At 61.8% G+C, this 26,495-nt stretch carries 29 protein-coding genes and 1 tRNA gene; 14 read left to right on the top strand and 16 right to left on the bottom strand.

Features of this window, described 5'->3' with window-relative positions; genetic code table 11:
* The first annotated feature begins 14 nt into the window (after nucleotides 1-14).
* On the top strand, nucleotides 15-689 hold the full coding sequence (locus ACX3VQ_RS01490) for a retropepsin-like aspartic protease family protein (protein WP_462579181.1): 675 nt from the start codon (nucleotides 15-17) through the stop codon (nucleotides 687-689).
* Nucleotides 690-822: 133 nt separating this feature from the next.
* On the opposite strand, the gene ACX3VQ_RS01485 is transcribed toward ACX3VQ_RS01490, so the two are convergent.
* From ACX3VQ_RS01485 to yghU, 3 genes are all read right to left on the bottom strand, one after another.
* Nucleotides 823-897, bottom strand: a tRNA-Gln gene (locus ACX3VQ_RS01485).
* Nucleotides 898-959: 62 nt separating this feature from the next.
* The gene (locus ACX3VQ_RS01480; RefSeq protein WP_462571923.1) at nucleotides 960-2,339 is read right to left on the bottom strand and encodes an MFS transporter; all 1,380 of its coding nucleotides are present in this window, start codon (nucleotides 2,337-2,339) and stop codon (nucleotides 960-962) included.
* Between the two features lie 72 nt (nucleotides 2,340-2,411).
* On the bottom strand, nucleotides 2,412-3,263 hold the full coding sequence (yghU, locus tag ACX3VQ_RS01475; RefSeq protein ID WP_462579180.1) for a glutathione-dependent disulfide-bond oxidoreductase: 852 nt from the start codon (nucleotides 3,261-3,263) through the stop codon (nucleotides 2,412-2,414).
* Nucleotides 3,264-3,717: 454 nt separating this feature from the next.
* On the opposite strand from yghU, the gene ACX3VQ_RS01470 reads away from it, so the two are divergent.
* The 3 genes from ACX3VQ_RS01470 to ACX3VQ_RS01460 all read left to right on the top strand — a co-directional run bounded on the left by ACX3VQ_RS01470 (nucleotide 3,718) and on the right by ACX3VQ_RS01460 (nucleotide 8,105).
* Entirely contained in the window at nucleotides 3,718-5,754 is a 2,037-nt protein-coding gene (locus tag ACX3VQ_RS01470; RefSeq protein WP_462580657.1) for an NAD(+) synthase, read from the top strand.
* 14 nt (nucleotides 5,755-5,768) lie between these two features.
* Nucleotides 5,769-6,656, top strand: a complete 888-nt coding sequence (locus ACX3VQ_RS01465) for a DMT family transporter (RefSeq protein ID WP_462579179.1) — start codon at nucleotides 5,769-5,771, stop codon at nucleotides 6,654-6,656.
* 96 nt (nucleotides 6,657-6,752) lie between these two features.
* Nucleotides 6,753-8,105, top strand: coding sequence for an MFS transporter (locus ACX3VQ_RS01460; protein WP_462579177.1), 1,353 nt, complete (start codon nucleotides 6,753-6,755; stop codon nucleotides 8,103-8,105).
* 59 nt (nucleotides 8,106-8,164) lie between these two features.
* Here the strand turns inward: ACX3VQ_RS01460 and ACX3VQ_RS01455 are convergent, their stop codons facing one another.
* From ACX3VQ_RS01455 to ACX3VQ_RS01445, 3 genes are all read right to left on the bottom strand, one after another.
* Nucleotides 8,165-8,572, bottom strand: a complete 408-nt coding sequence (locus ACX3VQ_RS01455) for a DoxX family protein (protein WP_462579175.1) — start codon at nucleotides 8,570-8,572, stop codon at nucleotides 8,165-8,167.
* Nucleotides 8,573-8,601: 29 nt separating this feature from the next.
* Nucleotides 8,602-9,195, bottom strand: a complete 594-nt coding sequence (locus ACX3VQ_RS01450; protein ID WP_462579174.1) for an FMN-dependent NADH-azoreductase — start codon at nucleotides 9,193-9,195, stop codon at nucleotides 8,602-8,604.
* A gap of 78 nt (nucleotides 9,196-9,273) precedes the next feature.
* Nucleotides 9,274-9,987 carry a pirin family protein gene (locus ACX3VQ_RS01445; RefSeq protein WP_462579173.1) on the bottom strand — a complete coding sequence of 238 codons (714 nt, stop codon included), beginning with the start codon at nucleotides 9,985-9,987 and terminating at the stop codon, nucleotides 9,274-9,276.
* Nucleotides 9,988-10,091: 104 nt separating this feature from the next.
* Here ACX3VQ_RS01445 and ACX3VQ_RS01440 point away from each other — a divergent pair, with 104 nt between their 5' ends.
* The gene (locus ACX3VQ_RS01440; RefSeq protein WP_462579171.1) at nucleotides 10,092-10,997 is read left to right on the top strand and encodes a LysR family transcriptional regulator; all 906 of its coding nucleotides are present in this window, start codon (nucleotides 10,092-10,094) and stop codon (nucleotides 10,995-10,997) included.
* Here ACX3VQ_RS01440 and ACX3VQ_RS01435 read toward each other — a convergent pair.
* From ACX3VQ_RS01435 to ACX3VQ_RS01420, 4 genes are all read right to left on the bottom strand, one after another.
* Nucleotides 10,975-11,625 (bottom strand): glutathione S-transferase, encoded by a 651-nt coding sequence (locus ACX3VQ_RS01435; protein WP_462579170.1) that lies wholly within the window; start codon nucleotides 11,623-11,625, stop codon nucleotides 10,975-10,977. The two genes, ACX3VQ_RS01440 and ACX3VQ_RS01435, sit on opposite strands and share 23 nt — an antisense overlap.
* On the bottom strand, nucleotides 11,622-12,563 hold the full coding sequence (gene trhO, locus ACX3VQ_RS01430; RefSeq protein WP_462579168.1) for an oxygen-dependent tRNA uridine(34) hydroxylase TrhO: 942 nt from the start codon (nucleotides 12,561-12,563) through the stop codon (nucleotides 11,622-11,624). The genes ACX3VQ_RS01435 and trhO overlap by 4 nt, the downstream gene beginning before the upstream one ends.
* Nucleotides 12,564-12,568: 5 nt before the next feature.
* A complete protein-coding gene (locus ACX3VQ_RS01425; protein WP_462579167.1) occupies nucleotides 12,569-13,648 on the bottom strand; it encodes a branched-chain amino acid aminotransferase in 1,080 nt (359 codons plus the stop codon).
* Between the two features lie 371 nt (nucleotides 13,649-14,019).
* Complete coding sequence (locus tag ACX3VQ_RS01420; RefSeq protein ID WP_462579166.1) at nucleotides 14,020-14,562, bottom strand: hypothetical protein; 543 nt, start codon at nucleotides 14,560-14,562, stop codon at nucleotides 14,020-14,022.
* A gap of 69 nt (nucleotides 14,563-14,631) precedes the next feature.
* On the opposite strand from ACX3VQ_RS01420, the gene ACX3VQ_RS01415 reads away from it, so the two are divergent.
* A complete protein-coding gene (locus ACX3VQ_RS01415) occupies nucleotides 14,632-15,369 on the top strand; it encodes a TlyA family RNA methyltransferase (protein ID WP_462579165.1) in 738 nt (245 codons plus the stop codon).
* On the opposite strand, the gene ACX3VQ_RS01410 is transcribed toward ACX3VQ_RS01415, so the two are convergent.
* Both ACX3VQ_RS01410 and ACX3VQ_RS01405 read right to left on the bottom strand, forming a co-directional pair.
* On the bottom strand, nucleotides 15,366-16,022 hold the full coding sequence (locus tag ACX3VQ_RS01410; protein ID WP_462579164.1) for a DUF6969 family protein: 657 nt from the start codon (nucleotides 16,020-16,022) through the stop codon (nucleotides 15,366-15,368). The genes ACX3VQ_RS01415 and ACX3VQ_RS01410 overlap by 4 nt on opposite strands.
* Complete coding sequence (locus ACX3VQ_RS01405) at nucleotides 15,988-16,281, bottom strand: hypothetical protein (RefSeq protein ID WP_462579163.1); 294 nt, start codon at nucleotides 16,279-16,281, stop codon at nucleotides 15,988-15,990. Before ACX3VQ_RS01405 ends, ACX3VQ_RS01410 begins: the two co-directional genes overlap by 35 nt.
* 446 nt (nucleotides 16,282-16,727) lie before the next feature.
* Here ACX3VQ_RS01405 and ACX3VQ_RS01400 point away from each other — a divergent pair, with 446 nt between their 5' ends.
* From ACX3VQ_RS01400 to ACX3VQ_RS01380, 5 genes are read left to right on the top strand one after another with little or no spacing between them, the layout of a single operon-like run.
* Nucleotides 16,728-17,285 (top strand): TspO/MBR family protein, encoded by a 558-nt coding sequence (locus ACX3VQ_RS01400; protein WP_462571942.1) that lies wholly within the window; start codon nucleotides 16,728-16,730, stop codon nucleotides 17,283-17,285.
* A gap of 48 nt (nucleotides 17,286-17,333) precedes the next feature.
* Complete coding sequence (locus ACX3VQ_RS01395; protein WP_462571943.1) at nucleotides 17,334-17,585, top strand: accessory factor UbiK family protein; 252 nt, start codon at nucleotides 17,334-17,336, stop codon at nucleotides 17,583-17,585.
* A gap of 12 nt (nucleotides 17,586-17,597) precedes the next feature.
* Nucleotides 17,598-18,200: a DNA repair protein RecO gene (gene recO / locus ACX3VQ_RS01390; RefSeq protein WP_462579162.1), complete on the top strand. Its 603-nt coding sequence runs from the start codon at nucleotides 17,598-17,600 to the stop codon at nucleotides 18,198-18,200.
* Between the two features lie 10 nt (nucleotides 18,201-18,210).
* Nucleotides 18,211-19,269: a 3-isopropylmalate dehydrogenase gene (leuB, locus tag ACX3VQ_RS01385; RefSeq protein WP_462579161.1), complete on the top strand. Its 1,059-nt coding sequence runs from the start codon at nucleotides 18,211-18,213 to the stop codon at nucleotides 19,267-19,269.
* Between the two features lies 1 nt (nucleotide 19,270).
* Complete coding sequence (locus tag ACX3VQ_RS01380; RefSeq protein WP_462579160.1) at nucleotides 19,271-20,374, top strand: glycosyltransferase; 1,104 nt, start codon at nucleotides 19,271-19,273, stop codon at nucleotides 20,372-20,374.
* Between the two features lie 7 nt (nucleotides 20,375-20,381).
* On the opposite strand, the gene ACX3VQ_RS01375 is transcribed toward ACX3VQ_RS01380, so the two are convergent.
* Complete coding sequence (locus ACX3VQ_RS01375; protein WP_462579158.1) at nucleotides 20,382-21,656, bottom strand: phospholipid carrier-dependent glycosyltransferase; 1,275 nt, start codon at nucleotides 21,654-21,656, stop codon at nucleotides 20,382-20,384.
* Between the two features lie 92 nt (nucleotides 21,657-21,748).
* On the opposite strand from ACX3VQ_RS01375, the gene ACX3VQ_RS01370 reads away from it, so the two are divergent.
* Nucleotides 21,749-22,966, top strand: a complete 1,218-nt coding sequence (locus ACX3VQ_RS01370) for a trans-sulfuration enzyme family protein (RefSeq protein ID WP_462579157.1) — start codon at nucleotides 21,749-21,751, stop codon at nucleotides 22,964-22,966.
* Nucleotides 22,967-22,997: 31 nt separating this feature from the next.
* On the opposite strand, the gene ACX3VQ_RS01365 is transcribed toward ACX3VQ_RS01370, so the two are convergent.
* The 3 genes from ACX3VQ_RS01365 to ACX3VQ_RS01355 are packed head-to-tail and all read right to left on the bottom strand — an operon-like array spanning nucleotide 22,998 to nucleotide 25,171.
* Nucleotides 22,998-23,405 carry a TadE/TadG family type IV pilus assembly protein gene (locus ACX3VQ_RS01365; RefSeq protein WP_462571949.1) on the bottom strand — a complete coding sequence of 136 codons (408 nt, stop codon included), beginning with the start codon at nucleotides 23,403-23,405 and terminating at the stop codon, nucleotides 22,998-23,000.
* Nucleotides 23,402-23,887, bottom strand: coding sequence for a TadE/TadG family type IV pilus assembly protein (locus ACX3VQ_RS01360; RefSeq protein ID WP_462579156.1), 486 nt, complete (start codon nucleotides 23,885-23,887; stop codon nucleotides 23,402-23,404). Before ACX3VQ_RS01360 ends, ACX3VQ_RS01365 begins: the two co-directional genes overlap by 4 nt.
* A gap of 3 nt (nucleotides 23,888-23,890) precedes the next feature.
* A complete protein-coding gene (locus ACX3VQ_RS01355) occupies nucleotides 23,891-25,171 on the bottom strand; it encodes a pilus assembly protein TadG-related protein (protein ID WP_462579155.1) in 1,281 nt (426 codons plus the stop codon).
* A gap of 173 nt (nucleotides 25,172-25,344) precedes the next feature.
* On the opposite strand from ACX3VQ_RS01355, the gene ACX3VQ_RS01350 reads away from it, so the two are divergent.
* Nucleotides 25,345-25,950, top strand: a complete 606-nt coding sequence (locus tag ACX3VQ_RS01350) for a DsbA family protein (RefSeq protein ID WP_462579154.1) — start codon at nucleotides 25,345-25,347, stop codon at nucleotides 25,948-25,950.
* 95 nt (nucleotides 25,951-26,045) lie between these two features.
* On the top strand, nucleotides 26,046-26,444 hold the full coding sequence (gene apaG, locus ACX3VQ_RS01345) for a Co(2+)/Mg(2+) efflux protein ApaG (RefSeq protein ID WP_462571953.1): 399 nt from the start codon (nucleotides 26,046-26,048) through the stop codon (nucleotides 26,442-26,444).
* Nucleotides 26,445-26,495: the final 51 nt, after the last annotated feature.

Here is a 26,495-nt window from a genome sequence, read left to right as displayed (position 1 = left end):
CCTATAAACCGGCCATGTCGATCGAATCCACCTGGCAATATCTGGCGATGACCTTGGCTGCGGTACCGCGTTCGGGCCTGCTGGTGCTGGTGGTGATCGCGATTGGCGTCAGCGCGATTGGCTCTTTCATGGTCCGGCGCCAGTGGCCGCTTGGCCTGTGGGTACGCCGAGGCAGTACGCTGGTGCTCGGCGGCGTGCTGGTGCTGGTGGTGTTGCAACTGGCGCGCTTCGATTCGCGGTTCGAAATGGCGGTTCCGCAGATCGGATTGCCGCAGCAAGTGGTGGATGGTGGCGAAACGCGCATCCCCATGGCGCCTGACGGGCACTTCTGGCTGCGCGCGCAGATCAACGGGGTGCAGGCGAATTTCATGGTCGATACCGGGGCCACGATCACCGCCGTGTCGCAGGATGTGGCAGACCGCGCCGGGCTAAAGCCGCGCCGCGGCGGGCTGCCGGTCATGATCAGCACCGCCAACGGCGCGGTTTCGGCCCAGTTGGCTACTGCTGACGAAATCCGCTTCGGCAATGTTGCGGCGCGCGGCCTTGATGTCGTTACTTCGCCCAGTTTCGGCGACACAAACGTAATCGGGATGAACCTGCTGTCGCGGCTGGCCTCGTGGCGGGTTGAGGGCGGCACCACCATGATCATGGTGCCCAATAACCCGCAGGCAGAGGTGGAATTGCGGTAGCGCCCGTCGGGGCGAAAGCTGGCTGGGGTGGCAGGATTGCCCTTCGGTCGTCTCGGCGCATGGCGCCTCGACTCCGAACCTGCTGGCTGCTTCGCAGGCAGGTTCGATCCCCGGATATGTATGGGCAGAAAGCTGGCTGGGGTGGCAGGATTCGAACCTGCGCATGCCGGTACCAAAAACCGGTGCCTTACCGCTTGGCTACACCCCAACAGGCCCGCAGCACTGGCGGGGCGCCCCCTATAGCGGCTCTGTTCGCAATGTGAAGGGGCTTCACGCAGGCCCTATGCGGCGCTGCGCCAGTTCGCGTTCAACCGTCGCAATCATGCGCCTGTCCAGATGATAGAACAGCATCGCGATGCCGCCTGGAATCAGCAAAGCGGCAGGGATGATTGCAAAGGCAAGGTTGATCCCCAGCATGGCTTGCTCGCTCTGCTGCGCCCCGGCGACGAAGCCGGTCATGTCGAGCACGAAGCCGGGCAATGCCAGCCCGAAAGCCACCCCGGCCTTGACCGCAAAGATCGATGCCGAGACGACCAGCCCGGTCATCTGCTTGCTCGAACGCCAGTCGACATATTCGGCGATGTCGGTGAACATGGCATAGGCCAGCACCATCAGCATGCCGAAGCCGATGCCGACGAAATACTGCACGCCGGTTTGCGGCCATACCGCATCGAGCGGCAGGACATAGAACAGCAGTATCGCGCTGGCCTTGAGTGCGCCGGCGGCGATCACGAGATGCGCCTTTTCGAAGCGGCGCTGGAGGAAATTGGCCAGGATCACGCCAGTTACCTGGCCCAGCGCGAGCGCGGTGAGGAACAGCGCGGGACGATCGAGGAAGCCCAGCATCGTTTCTCCCTCATCGCCCACCACATATTCGAAATAGAACAACGCGCTCGCTTGCCGCGCCGCGATCGCGGTGACCCCCAGGATCGCGGCAATGGCCACGGCGATCCACGGGCCGGTGCGCAGCAATTCCCTGAGATCGCCCCCGATCGAGCCGTTCTCGGCAGTCGGTACGATCCGTTCCCTGGTGGTGGCAAAGGTGGCCAGCAGGCAGAAGGTCGAAAGCGCGGCAATGCAGCCCATGGTCAGCATGATGCCGCGCGCCTCGTCGCCGCCGCCCAGCTCGCGCGCCAGTGTGGTGCCGAGCGTGCCGATCAATATGCCTGCCAGCGCAGCGAAGAACATGCGGTAGGCGGTCACGCTGCCGCGCTGCGCCGCACTGGGCGAGATCACTCCCAGCAAGCCACCATAGGGCACATTGACCGCGGTATAGACCAGCATGGCCAGCGTATAGGTGACATAGGCCCACACGAGCTTGCCGGTGGGGCCGAAGTCCGGCACCGCAAACACCATCACTCCGAACAGGCCGAAGGGGACTGCGCCGAACAGCAGATAGGGACGATAGCGCCCCCAGCGGGTGCGGGTGCGATCGGCGATTATCCCCATCATCGGATCAGTCACGGCGTCGACCAGCTTGGTCAGCAGCAGCATCAGCCCGATGGCGGCGGGCGCCACGCCATTGAGGTTGACGAAGAAGTAGAACAGGAAGACGCCGAAGAAATTGAGATAGAGGCCAGAGGCGAGGTCGCCCACGCCATAGCCCAGCTTCTCCTTCAGTCCGATGCGCTCATGCGCCGTGTAAGCCAAGCACCGCTCTCCGCCAGGTCAGGAAAGCGAGCGGTATCACGCTCGCCCGCCAAGCCAAACGCTCAAATGCGGTTAAATATCCTTGCCTTCGAAATCCTTCGCTGAATGGCGTTCGCGCAGCTGCGTATTCTCATCGCCCCAGGTCTTGTTGACGATCCGCCCGCGGCGCACCGCAGGCCGGGCAAAGATCTCCTGCACCCAGCGCCCGACATGCTTGTATTCGTCGATCGAAAGGAAGGTTTTGGCATCCTCGTAGATGTGGCCGGTGGTGAAGGGCGCAAGCCAGGGGAAGTTCGCCATGTCGGCGATGGTATATTCGTCGCCGCCGAGGAAGCGGCTTTGTGCCAGGCGCTGGTCGGCGACGTCGAAAATGCGTTTCACTTCCATCGCATAGCGGTTGATCGGATATTCCCATTTCTCCGGCGCATAGGCGTAGAAATGGCCGAATCCCCCGCCGATGAAGGGGCCGGTTCCGACCTGCCAGAACACCCAGCTCATCGCTTCGGCACGCGCGGCCGGATCGGTGGGCAGGAATTCGCCGAATTTCTCGGCCAGGTGGAGGAGGATCGCACCTGATTCGAATACCCGGAACGGTTTGTCGCCGGTGCGATCTTCGAGCGCAGGGATCTTTGAATTGGGATTGAGCGAAACAAAGCCGCTGGTGAATTGTTCGCCTTCGCCGATATTGATCGTCCAGGCGTCATATTCCGCGCCGCTATGGCCCAGCTCGAGCAGTTCCTCGAGCAGGATGGTGACCTTCACCCCGTTAGGCGTAGCCAGCGAATAGAGCTGGAAGGGATTGTCGCCAACCGGCAGATCCTTGTCTTCGCGCGCGCCGGCGGTGGGCCGGTTGATATTGGCAAAGCGCCCGCCCGATTCCTTGTCATAGGTCCAGACTTTGGGCGGGGTGTAGGTATCGGCCATGCGTGCAGCTCCCTTGGCGTAGCGTTTTCTCGTTGCATATGAAAACTGGGGGATTGCGGTCACTTGTGCAAGCGGCACGAGTGCGACGGGCGGTTGCATTTGCTTTGGCAGGGGATAGGTGGGCTTGTCATATGTATCCTTATAGGATACTGATAAATACATGCATCTGGCAGGATACAAGATTCGCGAGTGGCGCGAGCGGCAGGACCCGCCGCTTTCAGCCGAGGAATTCGGCATCAAATTTGGCGATCCCTGGCCCAGCCGCACGGTCTATGGCTGGGAATCCAAAGGGAAGATTGCCAGGGGGCCGGTGCAGAAGCGGCTTGCGGAGCTGGGCATTTGCGCGCCCGAGGACTGGCTGGAGCCTGCTCCCGGTGAAGATACCGGTGCGTCAGGTAGTGTATCCTCAAAGGATAGCGGAGCAGAGCAAGGGCGCGCGCATCCCTTTTACGACATGCGGCGCCACGGCTTCGTGCGGGTCGCCACCAGCACGCCCAAAACGCGCACCGCCGATGTCAGCTACAATGTGGCTGGCATATTGGCCGAGGCGGAGCGCGCGCATGATGCCGGGGTCGACCTGGTGGTTTACCCGGAGCTGTGCATCTCTTCCTATGCGATCGACGATCTGCACCTGCAATCGGCCCTGCTCGACGCGGCCGAGGCAGGGCTTGCCGAGATCGTGACGGCAAGCGCGAAGTTCGATCCCGTGCTGCTGGTGGGCGCGCCGCTGCGGCACAACGGCCGGGTCTATAATTGCGCGGCGGTGGTGGCGCGCGGGCGCCTGCTGGGTGTGGTCCCGAAGAGTTTCCTGCCCAATTACCGCGAATATTATGAAAAGCGCTGGTTTGCCCATGGCCGCGAGATCAGGGGGCTGGAAATAGCGGTGGCAGGGCAAAAGGTGCCGTTTGGCACCGACCTGATCTTTACCGCCGGGAACCTGCCGGGTTTCAAGCTGTTCGTCGAAATCTGCGAGGATTACTGGGCGCCCACGCCGCCATCGACGCAGGGCGCCCTGGCGGGCGCGACCGTGCTGGCCAATCTATCTGCGAGCAATATCACCATCGGCAAGTCCGACGAGCGCCACTTGCTCGCACGGGCGCAAAGCTCGCGTGCCGTTGCCGCCTATATCTATTGTGCCAGCGGGCACGGCGAAAGCACCACCGATCTTGCCTGGGACGGGCAGGGCATGATCTACGAGCTGGGCGATCTGCTGGCCGAAAGCGAGCGCTTCAGCCTGAATGCCGAGCTGTGCATTGCCGACGTCGATTGCGAGCGCATCCTGGCCGAGCGCGCGCGGATGCAGACCTTCAACGACGCCGCCGAGGCAGCAGGGCGGCCCGAGGACAGTTTCCGCACCATCAGTTTCGAACTCGCGCCCACCGGCGGCGATCGCGGGCTGGTGCGGCCGATCCGCCGCTTCCCCTTTGTGCCCAACCGCCAGCACAAACTCGACGAGGATTGCTACGAAGCCTTCAACATCCAGGTGGACGGGTTGATGCGGCGGCTGGAGGCAACCCACGCCAGGAGCATGGTAATCGGAGTTTCGGGCGGGCTCGATTCGACCCATGCGCTGATCGTGGCGGCAAAATGCTGTGACCGTATGGGCCTGCCGCGCAGCACCATTCGCGGATACACCATGCCCGGCTTTGCGACTTCCGATCATACGAAGTCGAACGCCTGGAAGCTGATGAATGCGCTGGGCATTACCGCCGAGGAGATCGACATCAGGCCGGCGGCTACACGTATGCTCGAAGACATGAAGCACCCTTTTGCGGACGGTGAGCCGGTGCATGATGTGACCTTCGAGAACGTCCAGGCGGGGTTGCGCACCGATTACCTGTTCCGCCTTGCCGGCCACCATTCGGGCTTCGTGATCGGCACGGGCGACCTCAGCGAGCTCGCTCTGGGCTGGTGCACCTATGGCGTGGGTGACCAGATGAGCCATTATGCGGTCAATTCGGGCGTTCCCAAGACACTGATCCAGTATCTTATCCGCTGGGCGGTGACCACTGACCAGTTCGATCCCGCAACTGACGAAGTGCTGCTCTCGATTCTCGATACCGAGATTTCGCCCGAGCTTGTGCCACCGGGCGAAGGCGGCGCGATCCAGAGCACCGAAAGCATCATCGGGCCTTACGAGCTCAATGATTTCTTCATCCACCACACCATCCGCTGGGGCCAGCGGCCTAGCAAGATCGCGTTCATGGCGTGGCACGCGTGGCGGGATGTGCGCAGCGGCCAGTGGCCGGCCGATTTCCCTGAGGAGAAGAAGAACCAGTACGATCTCGCCACGATCGCCAGCTGGCTGGAGAAATTCATCCGCCGCTTCTTTGCTTTCAGCCAATTCAAGCGCAGCGCGATCCCCAACGGGCCCAAGGTGAGTGCGGGCGGGGCGCTCAGCCCGCGCGGCGACTGGCGCGCGCCGTCCGATGCGGTGGCCGACGTATGGCTCGATGAACTGCGCAAGGGATTGCCTGAGCGGCGCGATTGAAGGCACTAGGCGCCATGAGCCTGCGCACCATCCTGATTCTCATGCTGTGCAACCTCGTGTGGGCACTCAACGTGGTGGTGAGCAAGATCGTGGTCGACGATCTGGCCGTGCCGCCGCTGTTCTACGCTTGTGCGCGTGCCGGGCTGGTCGCGCTGGCGCTGGCCTATCTGCTCCGTCCGTTGCCGAAGGAACTGGGCAAGGTGCTGCTGATCGGGCTTGCCATCGGCGGTGGCTCCTTTGCACTGATGTTCATTGGCCTGGAAACCGCCTCGCCTTCGGTGGCGGGGGTGATCAGCCTGTCAGGGGCGCCAATGACGGTTGTCTTCGCAATGATCTTCTTGCGGGAGCGGGTGCGCTGGCGCCGCGGGCTCGGCATATTGATGACACTGGCAGGGGTGCTGATGGCAATGGGTTCGCCCTCTGCAATGAGCGGCAGTGCGGGCGTGCTGTTCCTGTTTGCTGCCGCAGTGATCGGCGCGCTCGGATCGGTCTTCTTCAAGCAGATCGATATTTCCGCGCGCGCAATGCAGGCATGGTCGGGCGTGGCCTCCGTCATCGTGCTGGCGCCGCTATCGGCAATGCTCGAGCATGGCCAGGTTAGCGCGGTCATGGCCGCGCCAGGCGAAATAGCCGCAGCCCTGGTATTCGCCAGTATCGTCGTCTCGGTGGGCGCGCATACCGCCTACTTCAAGGTGCTGCAGGACAATGACGCGAACCTGGTCGTTCCGCTTACGCTGCTCACCCCGCTGCTGACGATCGTGTTCGGGGCGATCATTACCAATGACCCGATCGGCTGGCGGCTGCTGGCGGGCGGCGCCCTGGCGCTGGTGGGTGTGGCGATCATCGTGCTGCGGCCCAGCCGGAACATCTTCAAGCCACTCCTGGTCAAAACCCGCTTTTAAGGCGAAAACACAACTGTCTTGCGCAATCGGGAGATATAGGTAGTTTTCCGGTCAAGCGGTCGCTCGCGTGCCCGATATGGGCGAGTTGGGGGGCTGATGGCGACAATTGCGGGGCAAAGCGGGTTGATCCTCGCCCACAGCAGGCGGCTGCGCCTGTTCACACTCTTCATTCTCTATGTCGGTCAAGGCCTGCCGATAGGCCTGTTCTGGTTCGCGATTCCTGCCTGGATGGCAGCCAATGGCGCACCGGCGCAAGACGTCGGCTCGGTCCTGGCGCTCACTGCGCTTCCCTGGTCGCTCAAATTCTTCAACGGTTTCCTGATGGACCGATATACCTTCCTGCCGATGGGCAGGCGGCGTATCTGGTTGCTAGGTTCGCAATCGGTGATGATCGCAGGCCTGTTGGTTGCCATGCTGCTCAATCCCGGCGTCGGGGAAGTGGCGGTGCTGGGGGCGATCGGCTTCGTGGTGAACATGGCGACCACCTTCCAGGACGTTGCCGTCGACGGGCTGGCGGTCGACATCATGGAAGAAGACGAACGCTCGCGGGGTAGCGGGATGATGTTCGGCGGGCAATCGATCGGGATTGCTGCCGCCACCGCAATCGCGGGCTCGGTGATCGGCCAATATGGAGCGCCCGCTGCCTACGGGCTGATTGCGGTCCTGGTTTTCGCCCTCTGCGCCTACATTGCCGCATTCAGGGAGCGCGAGGGCGAACGGCGCCTTCCTTGGGACGAGGGGCAGCCGCATGGACGCAATCTCGCGATTCAGGCCGGTGCCTGGTGGCCGATCCTCAAGAATACCTTCCTGGCGTTGGGCAAGCCTGCCAGCCTGCTGTGGCTGCCGGTGCTGTTCGGGCGCGGTATCCTTTATGGGGGGCTGACCGGCGCAACCCCGCTGATCGGTGCCAATTACCTCGGCTGGAACGAGAGCGAGATTTCCGCGCTCACCGCAACAAGTGGCATCCTGGCAGGACTGTTGGGATTATCGCTCGGCGGCTGGCTGGGTGACCGGTTCGGGGCCAAGAAAACGGTCATCGGATGGATGCTCGCCCAGATCGCGATGTGCGTAGCGATGTATTTTTCGGTGCCTTATTGGAGTGACCGGACCGTTTTCATGGGCTTTGTCTATGCCTGGATCTCGCTCGATATCCTGCTGACGGTGGCATTGCTGCCGATTTCGATGCGGCTGTGCGATGCGACTGTGGCCGCCACCCAGTTCACCATCTACATGGCGGTTTCCAATTTCGGGATCTCTTTCGGGGCCTTCATGCTGAGCCGGATCGATGGGCTGGGCGGCTTGCCCTCGATCTTCCTGGTCGTGGCCGCAGGCGTATTGCTGGGCCTGTTGTTGATGCTCAGCGTGAAATATCCGCGACGCCCGGAGTATTATGCCGCGCTGGAAGCGCGGCTGCCGCATGACGGCCGGCTTAGACCCCGTATCGACTGACATCGCGGCACCGGAAAGGCGGCGTGCCCTCCGGTGCCGTGAAGATCGGTAGCGGGTGCTTACTTGCGGTCGATCGAATAGCGGCCCGGCCCGAAAGCCGCGAGCAGCAGGAAGCCGCCGGCGATCGCGACATTCTTCATGAACATCACGAACTGTATCTGGTCGCCCAGCTGGTTGTGGAAAATACCCGCGGAGACCAGGCTGAAACCGGCGATTGCGAGGGCGGCAAGCCGCGTCTTGAAGCCGATCAGCACGGCCAGGCCGCCCAGCACTTCCAACGCTGCCGCGCCGCCATAGGCCACGCTCGGCAGCGGCAGGCCAACCGATGCGATGTAGCCGATCGTTCCTGCGGGATCGGCCAGCTTGCCCAGGCCGGCGATGATGAACAGCGCGGCGAGGAAAATGCGCGCCACCAGCGCCATCCAGTCTTGCTGCGGCGTGGTCGGGCTCTCGGTCAAACTTGTCATTCAAAATTCCCTTCGTTTGGCAGGCGCGGTCAGGCTGCGAGTTGAATGGCTTGCGATTTGGCTGCTGCGATTTTAGCCTCTCCATCCTGGCCCATGATCCCGTCAGCCGCGACATGGGCGATCACTTCGATGCCGAGGAAACCAAGGAAGAACTTGAGCCACGGGGTCATGAAATCGAAGTCGCTGCCGACTGGCGTACCTCCGGAAGCGATGGCAAGATAGGCCTTCTTGCCCTTGAGCAGCCCTTGCGGACCATTGGCCGTGTACTCGAATGTGGTTCCAGCGCGGGCGACGAGGTCGGCCCAGGCCTTGACCGTGGCCGGAACGCCGAAATTGTAGATCGGCACGCCCAGCACGATGATGTCGGCGGCCTGCAGTTCGGCGATCAACTCGTCGGCAATGGTTGCCAGCTCTTGTTGTTCGGCCGTCCGTTCGCTTGCCGGGGTGAGGTTGGCGCCGAAGCGCTCGGCCGAAACGAAGGGCAGGTCGTTCGCGCTGAGATCGCGGGTAGTCACCGCAGCACGGTGGCTTTCGGCAAGCGATCTTACCAGCCGCGCGCTGAGATCGCGCGAAACCGATTCATCAGAGCGAATGCTGGCAGTGATGTGGAGGATTTTGGTCATGGGAATGTCCTTTGTACTGTGGGGGTGCCGCTCCCCTGTGGGGGAGGGGGTTTCAGGGGAGCGGCGAGGGGGTCCGGATCAGGCGGCGTCGACCAATACGAGCTCGGAATCCTCGAGCGCGGTGATGGTGACCTGTTCCTGATTGGTGATGGCGATACCGTCGCGTGCGTTTGCTTCGACATCCTCGACCTTCACCTTGCCCGTGGCGGGCACGAGATAGAGGTGGCGCGAGGGATCTCGGGGGCGATAGGTCACGCTTTCACCTGCCTTCACCGTGGCACCCAGCACGCGGGCATCGGTGCGGATCGGCAGTGCCCCTGCGGCAGCGTCGCCATCATTAGCGGCGTTGCTCGCGAGCGGCACGAATGCGCCCGAGCGGTCTCCCTTGGGAAACTTGCGTGCGCCCCAGCCAGGATCGCCGCCGCGCTCGTCGGGGATGATCCAGATCTGGAACAGCGTGGTTTCCTCATCCTCGAGGTTGAATTCGGAATGCTGCACGCCGCGCCCGGCGCTCATCACCTGCACGTCGCCCGCTTCGGTGCGGCCTTCATTGCCCATGCTGTCGCGGTGGGTGATGGCGCCGCTGCGGACATAGGTGATGATTTCCATGTCGCTATGCGGGTGGGTGGGAAAGCCGCTTTTCGGCGCGATCCGGTCATCGTTCCACACGCGCAATGCGCCCCAGTTGACCCGCGCGGGATCGTGGTAGCCGGCAAAGGAAAAGTGGTGCCGCGCATCGAGCCAGCCGTGATTGGCCGCGCCAAGGGTTTCGAAGGGGCGTAGTTCGATCATGGTTTGTCTCCTGCTGGAGTAACGTTGTGACCGCCGAGATAGTTCTTGCGGGATATCCTGAAAACCGCGATAAAATCTCTCAAGATGTTCGAGTATTCTGAACAATGAAACTGGGCGAGCCGACCCTGGACCAGCTCCGCATCTTCCTCGCCGTCGAGGAAGAGGGCAGCTTTGGCGGCGCCGCGCGGCGCATGGGGCGCGCGATTTCCGCGATCAGCTACGGCGTGCAGCAGATGGAGGCGCAACTCGGCGTTACGCTGTTTTCGCGCGAGGGTTCGCGAAAGCCCGTGCTGACTGAGGCAGGCCGCGGATTGCTGGCCGAAGCGCGCGCCATTACCGAGGCTTCGGACGCCTTGCTCGCCAAAACGCGCAGCCTTCATGCAGGCCTCGAAAGCGATGTTGCGCTGGCGCTTGACGTGATGGTGCCGGGCGAGGCCGTGGCTGCAGTGCTACGCGATTTCCGCCGCATGTTTCCGACCGTGGCGCTGCGGCTCAATATCGAGGCGCTGGGGGCTGTCACCGCCTGCCTGCTCGATGGCGAGGCCGATCTGGCGGTAGCCGGGCCGGTGGTGAGTGAGGATCCGGCGCTCGAACGCCAGGCGATCGGCGAAATCGAACTGGTCCCGGTTGCTGCGCCGGATCACCCGCTGGCGGCGGGCAACATAGCGCCGGGGGCAAGCCGCGAGCATTTGCAACTTGTGCTGTCAGACCGTTCACCGCTGACCGAAGGGCGCGAATTCTCCGTGCTCAGCCCGCTGACCTGGCGGTTGGCCGACCTTGGCGCGAAACACGCGCTGCTCAAGCAGGGGATCGGCTGGGGCAATATGCCGCGCCACGCGGTGCGCGAGGATCTGACCGCGGGGCGACTGGTCGAACTTGACCTGCCGGAGAAGCCGGGCGCTTTCTACACGCTCAGCGCCACCTGGCGGCGCGATGCGCGCCCTGGCCCTGCGACCAGCTGGCTGATCGATGCGCTGCGCGATCAGCTCAAGCTGTGCCCAAAGGACTAGGGCCGAAGTTCACCGGCTCGTCGCCATCCTTCCACGGCGCGAATTTGGGCATCACGCTGGAAAAGAGTTCGGAGGCGAGGTGGGTTTCGAGCCAGCGCTGCAGATGCGGGATTGGCTGGGCGTCGAACCAGTTGCGGTCATGATTGGCGAACTGGCGGATAAACGGGAAGCTCGCAATATCGGCCAAAGCCCGCTCTGCCCCGCATAGTTGCGGCTGATCCGCCAGCCGCGCATCGAGCTGCAGGAGGATGTCATATCCCGCCGCGCGGTGGGGCAGGGGGTCGCAATCACCATGGCGCGTGGGGTATTTGTAGCGGTCGAGGTGATGCTTGAACGGCCCATCGATCATCGCCAGCAATTCACGGTTATAGCCAGCCAGCCAGGATTCGGGATCATCCTGCGCCAGCGCCCAGCGCATGATCTCGATGCTTTCATCGAGTACTGTCCCATCTGGTAGGACGAGCACCGGAACGGTCGCCTTTTCGGACGCCTCGATCAGCTCGGGCGGCTTGCTGGCAAGCTTCACTTCGCGCAAGCTCACAGTGATTCCCGCAATCCACAGCGCCATGCGCGAGCGCATGGCATAGGGGCAGCGGCGGAAGCTGTAGAGGACCGGGTGTACTGTCATTCCTCTGGAGGAAACTCGGCACCGACATGCGCGGTTCCGCGTTTCCGCGCGAGCTCTTCCTGCCGCTGGCGTTCGGCATAGCGGGCGCGCTGCGCCTCGTCGCGCTCGCCGATGCAATGCGGGCAGCTGATGCCTTCGACGAAATCTGGCGATGCCTGCTCCGCCGCGCTCAATGGGCGGCGGCAGGCGCGGCACAGCCCATAATCGCCCTGTTCGAGCCCGTGACGCACCGTCACGCGCTCGTCGAACACGAAGCATTCGCCGTCCCACAGGCTTTCATCCTGCGGTACTTCCTCGAGATATTTGAGGATGCCGCCCTTCAGGTGATAGACCTCGTCGATCCCTTCCTGGCGCAGGAAGCTGGTCGATTTCTCGCAGCGGATGCCGCCGGTGCAGAACATCGCGACCTTTGTCTTGCCGCTGAGCAATTCATCGCGGTGCGCGCGGAACCATTGGGGAAATTCGCGGAAACTGCTGGTGTGCGGATCGACCGCGCCCCGAAATGTGCCGGTCGCCACTTCATAGTCATTGCGGGTGTCGATCACCACCGTATCCGGATCGCTGATCAGTGCGTTCCAGTCTTGCGGCGCGACATAGCGCCCGACGCTTTGCGTGGGATCGATATCGGGCTCGCCCATGGTCACGATCTCGCGTTTCAGCCGCACCTTCATGCGGTGGAATGGCATTTCGCTGGCGTGCGAGAACTTCACGTCGAGATTGGCACAGCCGGGCAGGACACGGATGTGCGCCAGCACTTGCTGGAGCGAATTCTCGCCGCCCGCGATCGTGCCGTTGATGCCTTCCTGGGCGAGCAGCAGCGTGCCCTTGATCCCGACCTCTTCGCACAGCGCCAGCAACGGACCGCGCAATGCCGCCGGATCCTCAAACCGCGTGAACTGGTAAAGCGCGGCGACGGTGATTGACGGGGTATCCGTCATGTCGGTCAATCCAGCTTCATCACCCAGCCATGGGTGTCCGCAACTGCGCCTTTCTGGATGCCGACCAGTTTCTCGCGGATTCGTGCGGTGGTCTGGCCGATCCCGCCCGCGCCGATAGTGAATTCGCCATCCGGCCCCGCAACCGTGCTAACCGCGGTTACTACCGCAGCGGTGCCGCAGGCCATGCATTCGACGAGCTTGCCCGATGCGGCATCCTCGCGCCACTGGTCGATCGAATACATGCCTTCCTCGACTTCAAGCCCTTCCTCGCGCAGCAGGGTGATCAGGCTGTCGCGGGTGATGCCCGGCAGGATCGTGCCGGTCAGCTTCGGTGTTACCACGCGCCCGTCGTCAAACACGAAGAACAGGTTCATGCCGCCCAGTTCCTCGACCCATTTGCGCTCGACCGCGTCGAGGAACAGCACCTGGTCATGCCCCATGGCGAAGGCTTGCCCTGTAGGGACGAGGCTCGCGGCGTAATTGCCGCCGCATTTCGCCGCGCCGGTGCCGCCGGGGGCCGCGCGGGTGTAATCCGAAATCCAGATGCTGACCGCCTTGGCGCCGCCCTTGAAATAGCTGCCGGCCGGGCTCGCGATCACGATGAACTTGTATTGCTTGGCCGGACGGACACCAAGGAAAGCCTCAGTTGCGATCATGAAGGGGCGCAGATAGAGCGAGCCGCCTTCGACGCTTGGGAACCAGTCCCGGTCAGCCGCGACCAGCAGGCGGATCGATTCGAGGAACAGTTCTTCGGGCAGATGGGGCATGGCGAGCCGGTCAGCCGATGCGTTAAACCGGCGCGCATTGGCTTCAGGTCGGAACAGTGCAACCCCGCCATCGATCTGCTTGTAGGCCTTGAGCCCCTCGAAAATTTCCTGCGCGTAGTGCAGCACCGCCGCCGAGGGATCGAGAGTCAGCGCTTCGCGCGGCCCCACGCTGGCGCTGTGCCAGCCGCCTTTTGCCTCGTCATAGTCGATTGTGACCATGTGGTCGGAAAACAGCGTTCCGAAACCGGGGTTCTTGAGCGCTTCGTCGCGCTTGGCAGCGGGAGTAGGGGCGGGGTGCGGGATTGTCAGGAATTCCATTCCAATTCGCCTAAATGTCTGTTGCGCATTTTTCAAATGAGAAAGGCGACCCTGCCCGTCGGAGGATCGCCTTTCGCATGGTCAGCGGCGGGAAGTGCCGCTCACAAAGCCTCTATCGGTAGGGGTAATTACCGATAGTGCCTCGTGCGGAAACTTGCCGACCTCTCTGCTGAACCATGAGACATCGGATCACCTCCTTTCGCGCTTTTGAGCCAAGACCCGCATCGTTTCACCGGGGGCCGAGAACCGCGTTTTGCCGCTGGCCTCAGGCACTAATGTGATTCAAGAGAATCGTTAAAACAAGGCTTGAAAAAAAGTTTTCCCACGTCAGTATAGATCGCCGTTGCCTGCGAAAGTTCGCGGGCTTTTCCTTACCTGCAATCCTCGATGACGCGGGTCACTTCGGCCCACGCGGGAATGTAGAGCGGCTCAAAACCCTCGACTTCCACTGCAAAGCGCCCCTTGGTGATTGCCATGGCGTCGAGCAGCCGATCATGGGCGGCAAAGGTTGCGGCAAGAAAGGGCACTTCCATCTTGGATTGGCTCGCCGTAAGGATGCGCTGCTGCGTTTCTGTTCGCACGGTCATCAGCACGGGGCTCGCCACTTCTCCTGCTACCAACAGTGTTATCTGGTTCGTTCCGCGTTCGCAGATCAGCACCAGCAGGTTTTCCGTCCCGGGCGGGCCGAAACCTGCCATGCTCCTTGCCGCTTCTCTGCGATACGACCAATCGCCGAGCGTTTGCGGTGCGTCGAGCCAGCTGGCGTCGTAATCGGCAGGCAGAATTGGCACTGGAGCGGCCAATCCGGTAGATGTCGCCTGATCTGCCGTGTTCTGCTGCGCGCAGGCGGCACTTGTTCCCACGCCAAAGGTTGCCGCTAGCCCAATGAGGAACTGGAAATAGATTGGTTTCATGTCGCCTTAATGCGCGCTAACGGCTTGAAGGTCCATGAACAAGGGCGCGTCCATGACCAAGAGCACCCAATGAACAAGAAACGCCGGATCGATCAGATGCTTGTCGAGCGCGGGCTGGCAGAGAGCCGCGCGCGGGCGCAGGCGCTGGTCATGGCGGGGCTGGTGTTCAGCGGCGAGGCAAAGATCGCCAAGCCGGGGCAGCAATTGGTGGATGACGCTCCACTCGAAGTGCGCGGGCGCGACCATCCCTGGGTTAGCCGTGGCGGGATCAAGCTGGCACACGCTATTGAACATTTCGGTCTTGATCCGGCGGGCGCGGTGGCGATGGATATCGGCAGTTCCACCGGCGGCTTCACCGATGTGCTGCTACAAGCCGGGGCCGAACATGTCTTCGCGGTCGACAGCGGCACCAACCAGCTGGCCTGGAAGCTGCGGCAGGACCCGCGCGTGACCGTGCTTGAGCAGACCAGCGCACGAATCCTTACCCCCGAACTGATTGACCGGCCCTGCAACTGGGTGGTGTGTGATGCGAGCTTCATCAGCCTTGCGAAAGTGCTCGAGCGGCCGCTTGAGCTCGCCGCGCCCGAGTGCCGCCTTGTCGCGCTGATCAAACCGCAATTCGAGGTCGGGCGCGAGGAAGTGGGTAAGGGCGGGGTGGTGCGCGATCCTGCGCTGCACGAGCGCGTATGCAATGAAGTGCGCGATTGGCTTGAAGGTGCAGGCTGGATCGTTGACGGGATTGTCGAAAGCCCGATCACCGGCCCGCAAGGCAATGTCGAATTTCTGGTCAGCGCACAGCGCAGTTAGGCCAGATCGATCGTTTCGATCTTTGCATCCAGATCGATAGGCAGCGAAGCGAGCACCTCGACGCCCGACGCTTTCTCGTAAGCATCTGCGCCATACTCTGCGACCAGTTCGGCCTGGCGCTCATCGCGCTGGCGCAGGAGATCCGCAATTTCATCGCGGTAAAGCGCCACCATCGCGGTGACGAAGCGATTGACCAGGCTATCCTGTTTCGTTTGATCGACATTGTAGAGCGGAAGATGCTCGATCATCACCTCGGCGGGGTAGAGAAACTCGTTGGTGACGAAGCGATTGGTAGCGAACCAACTGCGCGGGATGCCCTGATAATCGATCGATAATCCAATCAGATGCGTGACATGCGCTTTCGCGTCTTCACCCTGGGGCGGCAGGGCAATCGGCTCAAGCCCGTCTTTCAACTGGGTCCGGTGGAGAAAAAGGTGGAAATGGCCATGCTCATCTTCATCGCGGCTACCGGGCGCATGGACATGGTAATACCAGCGTGATTTGGTTTGCGCATCGCGCGCATCCTTGTCTGGATAGTGTTTCCAGAACTTGCCTTTGCCCTCGGGCAAAACCCGCAGCATCAACGGGCGCTGTTCCTGCGCCATCTGCGTGATCGTTTCAATAACGGTGGCGGCGGCGGCAGCTGGCGTCATGCCAAATTACTCTAGAAAACAAATCGGCCGACGACAACAGGTGCCGTCGGCCGGACTTGTAAAGAATGCCGAAGCTATCAGGCAGCCGAGCAATCTGCGGCGGCGCAGCAGCCCTCAGCATGGCAGCCTTCAGCGGCAGCGCAGCAACCTTCAGCAGCAGCACAGCAGCCTTCAGCAGCCGCACAGCAGCTTTCAGCAGCAGCACAGCAGCCTTCTGCATATGCCGCAGTCTCGTCAGCTGCAGTTTCCGCCGCTTCATCGGCACCTTGCGAGCATGCGGCAGTAGCGACCGAAAGTCCGCCGACAACTGCCAGCATGGAAGCAAGATTCTTCTTATTCATAATTTGATCCCCTCTCTGGGCGAGGCACATTCAAGCTAAACACAACCTCGCCGAAACGCGCCCCGGAAGACGGCGAGGAAGAGAATCCCAGGCTAATTATCAGAAAAAACAGCATTGTCGATATTGCCAAAAAGCAATCGGACAGGCCTTTTCCCCTCCTCGAACAGGATTCACTCAAAGCATGTTTCGCGCGGATTGCAGATTAAGTTACAAATACGGACGCAGAAATTTCGTCCCATAGTGCGCCTGATATGTTTGCCAATCCCGCTATGGGACAAGGTTTGGCGTGCAATTGCGTAAGGTGTATCTCGTACTGCATCACGAGCTGGAATGATTCGCTCCTTCTGGGGCCTCGGGGGTATCAATGAACGTCATCGCGTCACGCAGCCAGTTACGCGCCAGCTTTATCCGCTGGGCACTGTTCACAGTGCCGCTGATCGTGCTGCTGGGATTTGTCGCCGGTCAATTCGGCAGCCCTGACACAATCTGGTTCCAGAGCTTGTACAAACCGGCGATTTACCCGCCGCCAGCCGCGTTCGGCATCGTCTGGACGCTGCTGTATATCTTGATCGGGATAGCTCTAGCGCTGGTATCCAGCTCTTGGGGGGCGCGTGGCCGCGGTGTTGCGATCGGCCTGTTCGCAGTGCATTTCGTCTGCAACCTCGCCTGGACGCCAGTGTTTTTCGGCAACCAGGACATTGTCGGCGGGCTGGTAGTGTTGGGCCTGGTCAATGTGACCTTGCTGGGCGTTATCTGGGCGTTCTGGCGTGTGCGGCGTCTCGCCGCACTGCTGTTATTGCCTTATTTTGCATGGACGATGTTTGCCGGTTTGCTCAATTACGAGTTCCACCGGCTCAATCCTGAAGGGCAACAGAATGTTTCTACCCCGGCGACCCAGCGTATCCAGCTGAACGAGGGCTGATCTCAGGAAGCGCTTGCCTTCGAACCAAGCCGGGGCCATTTAGCCAGCATGCAAAGTCAGAACCCGATGATCGCCGATTTCGTGAAACTTGCGAACAGTGCCGCAGGCACTTTTGCGGGAATGACGCGCGAGGCGCGCGACAGCGCGCGCGAACGTTTGAAAGAGGCGATGGGCGGGATGGATTTCGTTTCCCGCGAAGAATTCGAAACCGTCAAGCTGATGGCGCAGAAGGCGCGCGAAGAAAACGAGGCGCTCAAGGCGCGGCTGGAAGCGCTGGAAGCCAGGCTCGCGGCCAAGTAAACCTGCCGCGCAATGAACCTGCGCGCGCCCGCCATTCTTATTGCTTCTCGATACCACGGTGAAACCGCCAGCGTCGTTCGCCTGCTGACGGAGAAATTCGGACTCGTGGCCGCCTATGTCGCAGGCGGGCGCGGGCGGCAACTGCGCCCTGTGATGATTCCAGGCAACCGGGTGGAGGCCGAACTTCGCGCGAAGTCCGAAAGCCAGTTGCCCTTTGCGAAGATCGAATTGACGCAAAGCTGCGGACCCTGGCTAAGCGAGCCGTTGCCAGCTGCGGCCATATCGTGGGCCTGCGCGCTCACCGCAACGGCGCTGCCTGAGCGCAATCCCTATCCCGCGCTGTTCAGTGCGCTTGACGCGCTGCTGTCTGCCGTGTGCCAGGCGCCATCGGCGCGTGGCTGGTTGCCCGCGATGATCGCCTATGAAGCGCTGCTGCTGCGCGAGCTTGGCTATGGCGGCGTCCGCCCGGATACAGGAACCGAACTGGCAGGCCTGTTAGATGATTTTGACCGGCTGGAAGGACCTCTTGCCCGCTACCTGCTTGCTGACCGTCGCGGCGATGTTATGGCAGCGCGGCATTTGTTGCGGGAACGGCTTGCTCGCATGCAGACATGAAGGTTTGGAAATGAAGATCGCAGTTTTCGCCGGCGACGGTATCGGCCCCGAAGTGACCACGCAGGCGGTGCGGGTGCTGCAGGCCCTCGACCTGCCGGGCATGGAGCTGGCTTATGGCGATGTTGGCGGTATGGCTTATTATAAGCATGGCCATCCGCTGCCCGAGGCAACGCTTGAAACCGCGCGCGCGAGCGATGCGATCCTGTTCGGCGCGGTGGGCGATTTCTCCTGCGATCACCTCGAACGCCATTTGCGGCCCGAACAGGCGATCCTGGGCTTGCGCGCTGCGCTGGGCCTGTTCGCCAACCTGCGGCCCGCCACCACCTTTCCTGGCCTTGAGCACATGAGCGCGCTGCGGCCTGAAATCGCCCGCGAGATTGACCTCTTGATCGTGCGCGAGCTCAATGGTGATGTATATTTTGGCGAAAAGGGCATCCGCACACTCGATGACGGCCGCCGCCAAGGCTGGGACATGATGAGTTATGCCGAAGATGAGGTGCGCCGCATCGCGCATGTCGCGTTCCGTGCGGCGCAAGGGCGCAAGGGTCGTCTTTGCAGCGTCGACAAGGCCAATGTGCTCGAAACTTTCCAGCTGTGGCGCGACGTGGTGATCGAGGTGTCGGCCGAATATCCCGATGTCGCGCTCGAGCACATGTATGTCGACAATGCCGCGATGCAGCTGGTTCGGGCACCGGGCGCGTTTGACGTAGTAGTGACCGGCAACATGTTCGGCGACATCCTTTCCGACCAGGCGAGCATGTGTGTCGGCTCGATCGGCCTCCTCGCCAGCGCATCGCTGGGCGAGCGGCAGACCGAATTCGGCACATTCGGCCTTTACGAGCCAATCCATGGCAGCGCCCCCGATATCGCGGGGCAGGGCAAGGCCAATCCGATGGCGACGATCCTTTCCGCCGCGATGATGCTGCGCCACAGCTTTGGCCGCGAGGCGGAGGCGGCGCGGATCGAGGCGGCGGTGGCGGCCACGCTCAGGGACGGAATCCTTGGCGGCGACCTTGGCGGCACATACGGCTGCGAGGCGATCGGCCAGGCGGTGTGCGAGCGGCTGTGACGTGACCGGCGCGGGTGAACTCGAACTCGCGATAATCCTGCCGACGCTCAACGAGCGCGGCAATCTTGCCCCGCTGGTCGATCGAATTTCGGCAGCCCTGGGGAATACCGGCTGGGAAGTGCTGGTGGTCGATGACAATTCGGCCGATGGCACGGCAGATGAGGCGCGCGCCCTGGCGTTGGAGGATCGCCGGGTGCGGGTGATCCAGCGGATCGGGCGGAGGGGCCTTGCGAGCGCGGCGATCGAGGGTTTCTGCGCCACCGCCGCCCCGTTCGTGGCGGTGATGGATGCCGATCACCAGCATGATCCGGCGCTGCTGCCGAAGATGCTGGCTGCCTTGCGCGCGGGGGAGGCCGATATTGCTGTGGCCTCGCGCTTCGCCGAGGGTGCGAGCACCGCCAACTGGGACAATCCGGAGCGCGAAAAGCTTTCCGGCTTTGCAAATCTGCTGGCGCGCAGGCTCACCCGGGTCGAGCTTTCCGATCCGATGAGCGGTTATTTCATGCTACCGACCGCGCTTGCCCGCTCGCTTGCCCCGCGCCTTTCGGGCTTCGGGTTCAAGATCCTGCTCGACCTGTTGGCGAGTGCCGACCGGCGGCTGGAAATCAAGGAATTTCCGCTCGATTTCGCTGCGAGGCGCGCGGGCGAGAGCAAGCTCGACCGCGCGATCGCGTTCGATTTCCTCGCCGGGATCTATGACAAGACATTCGGCCGGTTGATCCCCACGCGTTTCGCCCTGTTCGGAACGGTCGGCGCGGCAGGTGTGCTGGTGCATATGGCCGTGCTGAGCATGGTGCTGTTCATCTTCGGCGAGGCTTTTGCCGTGGGGCAGATCGCTGCCGTGCTCAGCGCGATGAGCTTCAATTTTTTCCTCAACAACTGGCTGACCTATCGCGACCAGCGGCTGAAGGGCGCAGGCGCGCTGCTCAAGGGCTGGATCGGCTTCTGCCTCACCTGTGCGGTGGGCGCCTTTGCCAATGTTGCCGTGGCGACCCTTCTGGAGATGCAGGGTCTGGTCTGGTTCCTTGCCGCGCTGGCCGGGATACTGGTCGGTTCGGTATGGAATTATGCCCTCTCCAGCCGCTTCGTGTGGGGGCGGTATTGAGTGCGGGCTACCGCCAACCCTCGATCCAGGCATAGTCAAGGAAGCTCTGGGGGCCATCGAGCGCGGCAGCAGTCAGGATCGGATAGAACCACGCGAAAATCGCACAGCTTGCGCCCAGCACCAACCATGCCAGGCGCGGGTGCCCGGCATTCCGCATCGCATCGAGCGCCAGCGCCAGCGCACCCATGAGGAAGAAGTGCGGGACGAAATAGTGGTAGAAGAACTGCACCGATTTGGCTGCGAACAACCACAACCCAAGGCTGGCAAAATAGCCCGCAACCATTCCCAGCCTGGCCCAGTTCCTTTGTGAAATGCCGCTGACAAGGCACCAGAAAAGCGCGGGAATCCCGAGCAGAATGGTAAGAGGGTTGCCGATCAGCAGAACACCGCGCTGAACCCCCTCCTGCGCATCGTAATAATACCAGATCGCGCGGGCATTGAGCACCCAGTCGGGCCATGTCGACTGGTAGTTATGCGGCTTCAGTATCTGCGTCTGCAACGCCAGCATTTCCTGGTGCAAGGTGATGATCCCGCCGCTGGTTAGCGGATTCGGCTGGAGCAACAGAGCGGGCCAGAAGCTCAGCCCATAGACCGCCAATGGAACCACACCGAGCCACAAAGCGGCTTCGATCAGCGAGATGCCCGGCACCGGGATGCCGCGCTGGCTGGCAAACAGCCGCTGCCGCCCGGCCGACAGCCGCGCAAGGAGGAAGGCGATGCCCGGCAGCATGGCCAGCGGGACCGCGTTCCACTTGGCAGCCATGGCTGCGCCCAAGAATACACCGGTTGCGGCCAATCGCCAGCGGCCCTGTTCGGGCTTGCGGATTGCCGCGCTGAACTGCCAGGTGGCGAGCGCGAGGAAGCAGGCCATGAAGATGTCGAGCATGGCAATGCGCGATTGCACCGTCAGCATGAAGCCGCTCGCCAGCAGCGCGCCGAATGCCAGCGCGGCGAAGTGCGACAGGCTGGCGTGCCACATCGCGCGCATGGCGGCGATCAGTGCCAGCGTGCCCGCCAGAAGTGGGAAAATCCGCCAGCCCAGCGGCGCGTCGCCGAACAGCGCAATCCCGGCGGCGAAGATCGTCTTGCCCAGCAGCGGATGCTCGCGGTTGATATACTCGCCGCCTGCCAGCATTTCGCGTGCGGCCGGCAGGTAATGCACCTCATCGAAATAGGGCGCGGCGAGCGTGGTCAGCCGTATGGCGCTGAGCGAGGCAAACAGTACGGCAATGGCAATTGTCGGGCCAAGCGGGTCACGCGGGTGGACGGGGGCCTGACTCATCGCAGCTAGGCATAACCGGCGGCACCTGCACTCGCAAGAGGTGCCGAAGCCGCTTGCCGCACTTGCCGCACCGGCTTAAAGCCGCCCGCAATATGAAGAAAACCACCGGAATGGACCGCTCTGTCACGCGCCACTGGCGCCCCGCCACCCAAGCGGTGCGCGGCGGCACCTGGCGCAGCGAGCATGGCGAGACGAGCGAGGCGCTGTTCCTTACGTCAGGCTATACTTACGACGATGCGCAGACGGTGGCTGACCGTTTTGCCGGCGAGGCGCAGGGTATGACCTATTCGCGCCTGCAGAACCCCACTGTGGCAATGCTGGAAGAGCGGATCGCGCTGCTCGAAGGGGCCGAGGCCTGCCGCGCGCAGGCGAGCGGCATGGCGGCGATGACCGCAGCGCTGCTGTGCCAGCTTTCCGCGGGGGATCACGTGGTTGCCGCACGCGCCGCCTTCGGTTCGTGCCGCTGGCTGGTCGATCATTTGCTGCCGCGCTTCGGGATCGAGACATCGGTGATCGACAGCGCCGAGGACGCAGAATGGGAAGCTGCCATCCGGCCCAACACCAAGGTGTTCTTCTTTGAGACCCCGGCCAATCCGACGCTCGACATCGTCGATCTGAAATTCGTGTGCGATGTGGCCAGGGCCCATGGCATCACCACGGTGGTCGACAATGCCTTTGCCACCAGCGCGCTGCAGCGACCGATTGAATTCGGAGCCGATGTGGTGGCCTATAGCGCAACCAAGCTGATGGACGGGCAGGGCAGGGTGCTGGCGGGCGCCGTGTGCGGCAGCGAGGAATGGATCAACGAAGTGCTGTTGCCATTCCAGCGCAACACCGGGCCCAATCTATCGCCCTTCAATGCCTGGGTGGTGCTGAAGGGCCTGGAAACGCTCGACCTGCGCGCGCACCGGCAAAGTCAGAGCGCGCTTCGGCTGGGGCAGTTCCTCGAACCGCGCCTGCTTGAAGGCGGGGGGCGCATGCTGCATCCGGGTCTCCCAAGCCACCCGCGCCACGAACTGGCTATGCGCCAGATGGATGCAGTCGGCCCGATTTTCGCCTTCGATGTACAAAGCCGCGAACGTGCATTCGCCATTCTGGACGCGCTACAACTGATTGATATATCGAATAATATTGGGGATTCGCGCAGCCTGATGTGTCATCCGGCCTCGACCACGCATGCCAATATGGGCGAAGAGGCACGCGATGAAATGGGCGTGACCCAGGGCTTGCTGCGGATCAACGTGGGGCTTGAAGACCCTGAGGACCTGATCGAGGATCTTGACCAAGCGCTAAACACTGCGGGATTCTGACAGGGACCGGTGCGCCTGACCGGGCGCAGGCTCAGGCGCCGGCGGGAAGATAGGAAATGCTGGTCTCGGTAATCGTGATCGGGGGCACAGGTATCAGCGGGATCATCGGTTCAAGGCTGTACTGGATCCTGGCGGCTCCCCATCCGATTCCGTCACTGCTGGTGCCGCGCACAAACACAAGTGCCTTGATCTTGCTCTGGTCAACAGCGGGCAACTCATCCCTGATTTCGGCAAGCACCTCGCCTTGCGTGGCCGAGGGGTAAACCTTGGCGTAGCGAACCCCTTCGCCCAAAGCATGGCGCAGTGTGCCTGAAACCTGGAAATACTGGCCGAGCTGCAAGGTGCCGAGCATGATCGTCAACAAAACGGGCAGGGCGAAAGCGAAATCGACCGTGGTTGATGCGCTTATGTCGCGCCGGAGTGTGTGCCATAACATCATTGGATCCTCACCATGCTGTCGCCCGTCACGGTTATGCTTCTGGGAAAGCCCGTAAAACCGAATACACTGCTCAATGCGGCCCAATCGAACCGGGTCTGCTTTGCCTTGGAGATCAGCACGCTGACATAGCGTGCAGTTTGTTCCCCGGCGACACAGTTTCCTGTGAAGTCGGTTTGCCTGGTGCCATCGCATTCCAGGAATATCTCGATCGTAACATCGCTGTCAGTGATACCGGCGGCGGATTTGGCCACGGTCTTGAGGTAGGTTCCATCCGCCGTGTTAGGGCGCTTGGCCTGCGCAAAGTCGGTGGTGCGCTGCGCCGCCCGTTCATAATCGATCTTGGCTGCAACTAGGCCAAAGGCGTCGATCATGCCCAGCGACAGGAACAGCACGAAGGGCAATGACAGCGCCAGTTCCATGGCACCGAACCCCCTGTTGTCGGCCCTTAGCTGGCGAGCGTGACGATTGAGATGATCGATCATGGCTTATTCCACCACCCGGATGACTCTGGCGGTGCCAAGATTGGCATCGATATCGTCATTGCAGTTGTTCTTGATCGAATTGGTGCCGCCGAAGCGTACGCGTTCGGAGATCAAAAGCAGGCACTGCGCTGCCTGGGTGGCATCACCATTATAGGTGAGATCGCCCGTGGGCATGTAGATGATGCCATTGAGATTGATGTCTGCACCGCCATTGATGGTGTGAGCAGGTTCATCGCCCAGCGGATCCTGGAAGAACAGGATTCCGGCCCATTTGGGATCACTGAACGGGGAGATGGCAGCCTCTGCTGCAGTTGGAGCGCGCAGATCGAGCTCGGCCGAACCGTTGATGGCCAGCGTTGCGACATTGCTGGGGCTGCTGCCAGTCAGCACGATCGTGACGCCTTCACCAATAACCCTGGCTGACGAGTTCACTTTGAACGAACCCCGATCCATGATGTAGATGCCTGGCGACATGGTGACAGTGCCTTTGATATCCATACCGTTGCAATAACGGCCCGGCACCATGACAACCGACTGACTTGGAGAGACATTGAAATTGTTGGCGGTGCAGCCTGAGGGCGAACTTGGCGGCGTTAACCCCTTGCTGGCCAGTGGATCTTCCACCGGCAAACCATAGGAAACAACAGCGGTATCGCTGGGTATGTTGCTTGATGCGTAATCAATTCCGCCCACGCTCATGATCAGGTTCGTGTCGAGGAATGAAGAGCCACCAACGTCGATCGAAACGCCGTCAGGCGAATTTGCCGCAACCGGGCAATCAAGATCGACGTCTGCGGTACCGAATACGTCAACACCGATGCCCTCCGTTGCCGTGGCGATCACGCAGGGCTCACCGACGGCCACCGCCGTGGCAACTGCGCGGGTACGGATGACCGGAGTCGATGACAGGAAGATGCTGGAGAATGGGAGCTTGCGGTTGACGCTGATCAACACTTCGACCGCGCCGTTATCGCCTGCATAGGCACCGACCGCCGGTGGGTTGGCGATGCGTTCTTCATTGACTGTGTCTACAAAGTTGCGATCGATCGAATTGCTTACAGATGCGTTGATCGAAGCGCCTCTGTAAAGGCTCATCGCGCCCGCCAACGCACCCGAATCCGCCGCCTGTTGCAGCTGCCGCTTGGCCAGGAACCATTGGATGGTATCCACGCCCAGCCCGGCGGCACCTACAGTAGAAGCGGCCCCGATCGCGGTAACGATCAGCACATTGCCGCGTATGTTGCGGCGAAGCCTAGAAAACAGCTTGCTCAGCATTTTTCGCATGCATCACCTTTCCAGTGAGCCACCAAACTTGGGCGATATGCGCGTTCTGACGCTAAGAATTACGAAGCAAGCGTGCTTCACGCGAAATTAACCATAATGCGCGCAGCCCGGCGGGCTTGCTGCGTTCACCCGTAACATGCGAAACAGTGGCGCTGAATCGGGGAGATGATTGAATGACAAAACGTGTCGAGCTGGTTTTCGATTTCGTCAGCCCAAACGCCTATCTGGTCTGGTGGCCGCTGCGCGATCTGGTGCGGCGAACGGGGGCTGAATTTGACGTGATACCGGTTTTCCTGGGCGGGATGCACAGGATTACGGGCAACGCGCCACCGATGATCCGGGATGCAGAAGTGAAAGGAAAGAACGAATATGCGATGCTGGAAATGCAGCGCTTCATTGCCCGGCACAATCTCGACAAGTACCGGATGAACTCGAAATTCCCGTTTAATTCGATTCTGCTCCAGCGCATGCTTTATGCCGCCGACCAGGACGGGCGCGGGGTCCAGTTTGCCGAGGCCATGTTGCCCCCGATCTGGGAGCAGGACCTGGATGTGACCGATGCCGAAGCAGTGGCTGCGGCAGTCAGCGCTGCAGGCTTTGATGCGCGCGACCTGGCCAGCCGTGCGCAGAGTGACGAGGTGAAGCAAGGGCTCATCGAAAACACTCAAAAGACCGTTGAGCGCGGAGCGTTCGGCATTCCAACCATCTTCGTGGATGGCGAGTTGTTCTTCGGTAAGGAGCGGCTCGATCAGATCGAGGATGAACTGGGGAAGCGCTGATTTTGCGTTTTTGCCATCACGCTTGGGGATAGTCGGCGATTATGCTGCACCAGCCCACTTGCTGTGCGCGCTGCAATTGCTAACTTCTCCATGTCATGAAAGAGCTGTTCCAACATGCTGCCACAACCGATGGGGTTACCGTGCGGGTCGCGGTCAACTTCCTGCCTGAGCAGTCGCAACCCGACGCGGGCAAGTGGTTCTGGGTCTATCATATACGGCTTGAGAACGGCAGCCACGAGACAATCCAGCTTCGCACACGCCATTGGCGCATCACCGATGGGCGCGGCATGGTGAGCCATGTCGATGGCGAGGGCGTGGTGGGCGAGCAGCCGGTGCTAAGGCCTGGCGCAAGCCATGACTATGTTTCGGGCTGCCCGCTGGCAACTCCCCATGGTTCGATGGAGGGATTCTACACTTTCCACCGTGAGGACGGCACACCGCTGGAAGTGCGCATTCCATTCTTCCCGCTGGCGGCACCTGCAACTGCCGACTGACAGCATACCGCCGCGCTTGCGGGATAGAGCCTTGGGCTCTAAATCGCCCAA

It is taken from the genome of Altererythrobacter chaiwopuensis, from assembly GCF_054957735.1.
The sequence above is the reverse complement of the archived record's forward strand: the minus strand, read 5'-3'. Positions and strand labels throughout refer to the sequence as shown.

Coding starts and splice junctions, on each gene's coding strand:
- ACX3VQ_RS01490 (WP_462579181.1), top strand. CDS start 15: ATGTCGATCGAATCCACCTGGCAATATCTGGCGATGACCTTGGCTGCG.
- yghU (WP_462579180.1), bottom strand. CDS start 3,263: ATGGCCGATACCTACACCCCGCCCAAAGTCTGGACCTATGACAAGGAA.
- ACX3VQ_RS01470 (WP_462580657.1), top strand. CDS start 3,718: ATGCGGCGCCACGGCTTCGTGCGGGTCGCCACCAGCACGCCCAAAACG.
- ACX3VQ_RS01465 (WP_462579179.1), top strand. CDS start 5,769: ATGAGCCTGCGCACCATCCTGATTCTCATGCTGTGCAACCTCGTGTGG.
- ACX3VQ_RS01460 (WP_462579177.1), top strand. CDS start 6,753: ATGGCGACAATTGCGGGGCAAAGCGGGTTGATCCTCGCCCACAGCAGG.
- ACX3VQ_RS01455 (WP_462579175.1), bottom strand. CDS start 8,572: ATGACAAGTTTGACCGAGAGCCCGACCACGCCGCAGCAAGACTGGATG.
- ACX3VQ_RS01450 (WP_462579174.1), bottom strand. CDS start 9,195: ATGACCAAAATCCTCCACATCACTGCCAGCATTCGCTCTGATGAATCG.
- ACX3VQ_RS01445 (WP_462579173.1), bottom strand. CDS start 9,987: ATGATCGAACTACGCCCCTTCGAAACCCTTGGCGCGGCCAATCACGGC.
- ACX3VQ_RS01440 (WP_462579171.1), top strand. CDS start 10,092: ATGAAACTGGGCGAGCCGACCCTGGACCAGCTCCGCATCTTCCTCGCC.
- ACX3VQ_RS01435 (WP_462579170.1), bottom strand. CDS start 11,625: ATGACAGTACACCCGGTCCTCTACAGCTTCCGCCGCTGCCCCTATGCC.
- trhO (WP_462579168.1), bottom strand. CDS start 12,563: ATGACGGATACCCCGTCAATCACCGTCGCCGCGCTTTACCAGTTCACG.
- ACX3VQ_RS01425 (WP_462579167.1), bottom strand. CDS start 13,648: ATGGAATTCCTGACAATCCCGCACCCCGCCCCTACTCCCGCTGCCAAG.
- ACX3VQ_RS01420 (WP_462579166.1), bottom strand. CDS start 14,562: ATGAAACCAATCTATTTCCAGTTCCTCATTGGGCTAGCGGCAACCTTT.
- ACX3VQ_RS01415 (WP_462579165.1), top strand. CDS start 14,632: ATGAACAAGAAACGCCGGATCGATCAGATGCTTGTCGAGCGCGGGCTG.
- ACX3VQ_RS01410 (WP_462579164.1), bottom strand. CDS start 16,022: ATGACGCCAGCTGCCGCCGCCGCCACCGTTATTGAAACGATCACGCAG.
- ACX3VQ_RS01405 (WP_462579163.1), bottom strand. CDS start 16,281: ATGAAGCGGCGGAAACTGCAGCTGACGAGACTGCGGCATATGCAGAAG.
- ACX3VQ_RS01400 (WP_462571942.1), top strand. CDS start 16,728: ATGAACGTCATCGCGTCACGCAGCCAGTTACGCGCCAGCTTTATCCGC.
- ACX3VQ_RS01395 (WP_462571943.1), top strand. CDS start 17,334: ATGCAAAGTCAGAACCCGATGATCGCCGATTTCGTGAAACTTGCGAAC.
- recO (WP_462579162.1), top strand. CDS start 17,598: ATGAACCTGCGCGCGCCCGCCATTCTTATTGCTTCTCGATACCACGGT.
- leuB (WP_462579161.1), top strand. CDS start 18,211: ATGAAGATCGCAGTTTTCGCCGGCGACGGTATCGGCCCCGAAGTGACC.
- ACX3VQ_RS01375 (WP_462579158.1), bottom strand. CDS start 21,656: ATGAGTCAGGCCCCCGTCCACCCGCGTGACCCGCTTGGCCCGACAATT.
- ACX3VQ_RS01370 (WP_462579157.1), top strand. CDS start 21,749: ATGAAGAAAACCACCGGAATGGACCGCTCTGTCACGCGCCACTGGCGC.
- ACX3VQ_RS01365 (WP_462571949.1), bottom strand. CDS start 23,405: ATGATGTTATGGCACACACTCCGGCGCGACATAAGCGCATCAACCACG.
- ACX3VQ_RS01360 (WP_462579156.1), bottom strand. CDS start 23,887: ATGATCGATCATCTCAATCGTCACGCTCGCCAGCTAAGGGCCGACAAC.
- ACX3VQ_RS01355 (WP_462579155.1), bottom strand. CDS start 25,171: ATGCGAAAAATGCTGAGCAAGCTGTTTTCTAGGCTTCGCCGCAACATA.
- ACX3VQ_RS01350 (WP_462579154.1), top strand. CDS start 25,345: ATGACAAAACGTGTCGAGCTGGTTTTCGATTTCGTCAGCCCAAACGCC.
- apaG (WP_462571953.1), top strand. CDS start 26,046: ATGAAAGAGCTGTTCCAACATGCTGCCACAACCGATGGGGTTACCGTG.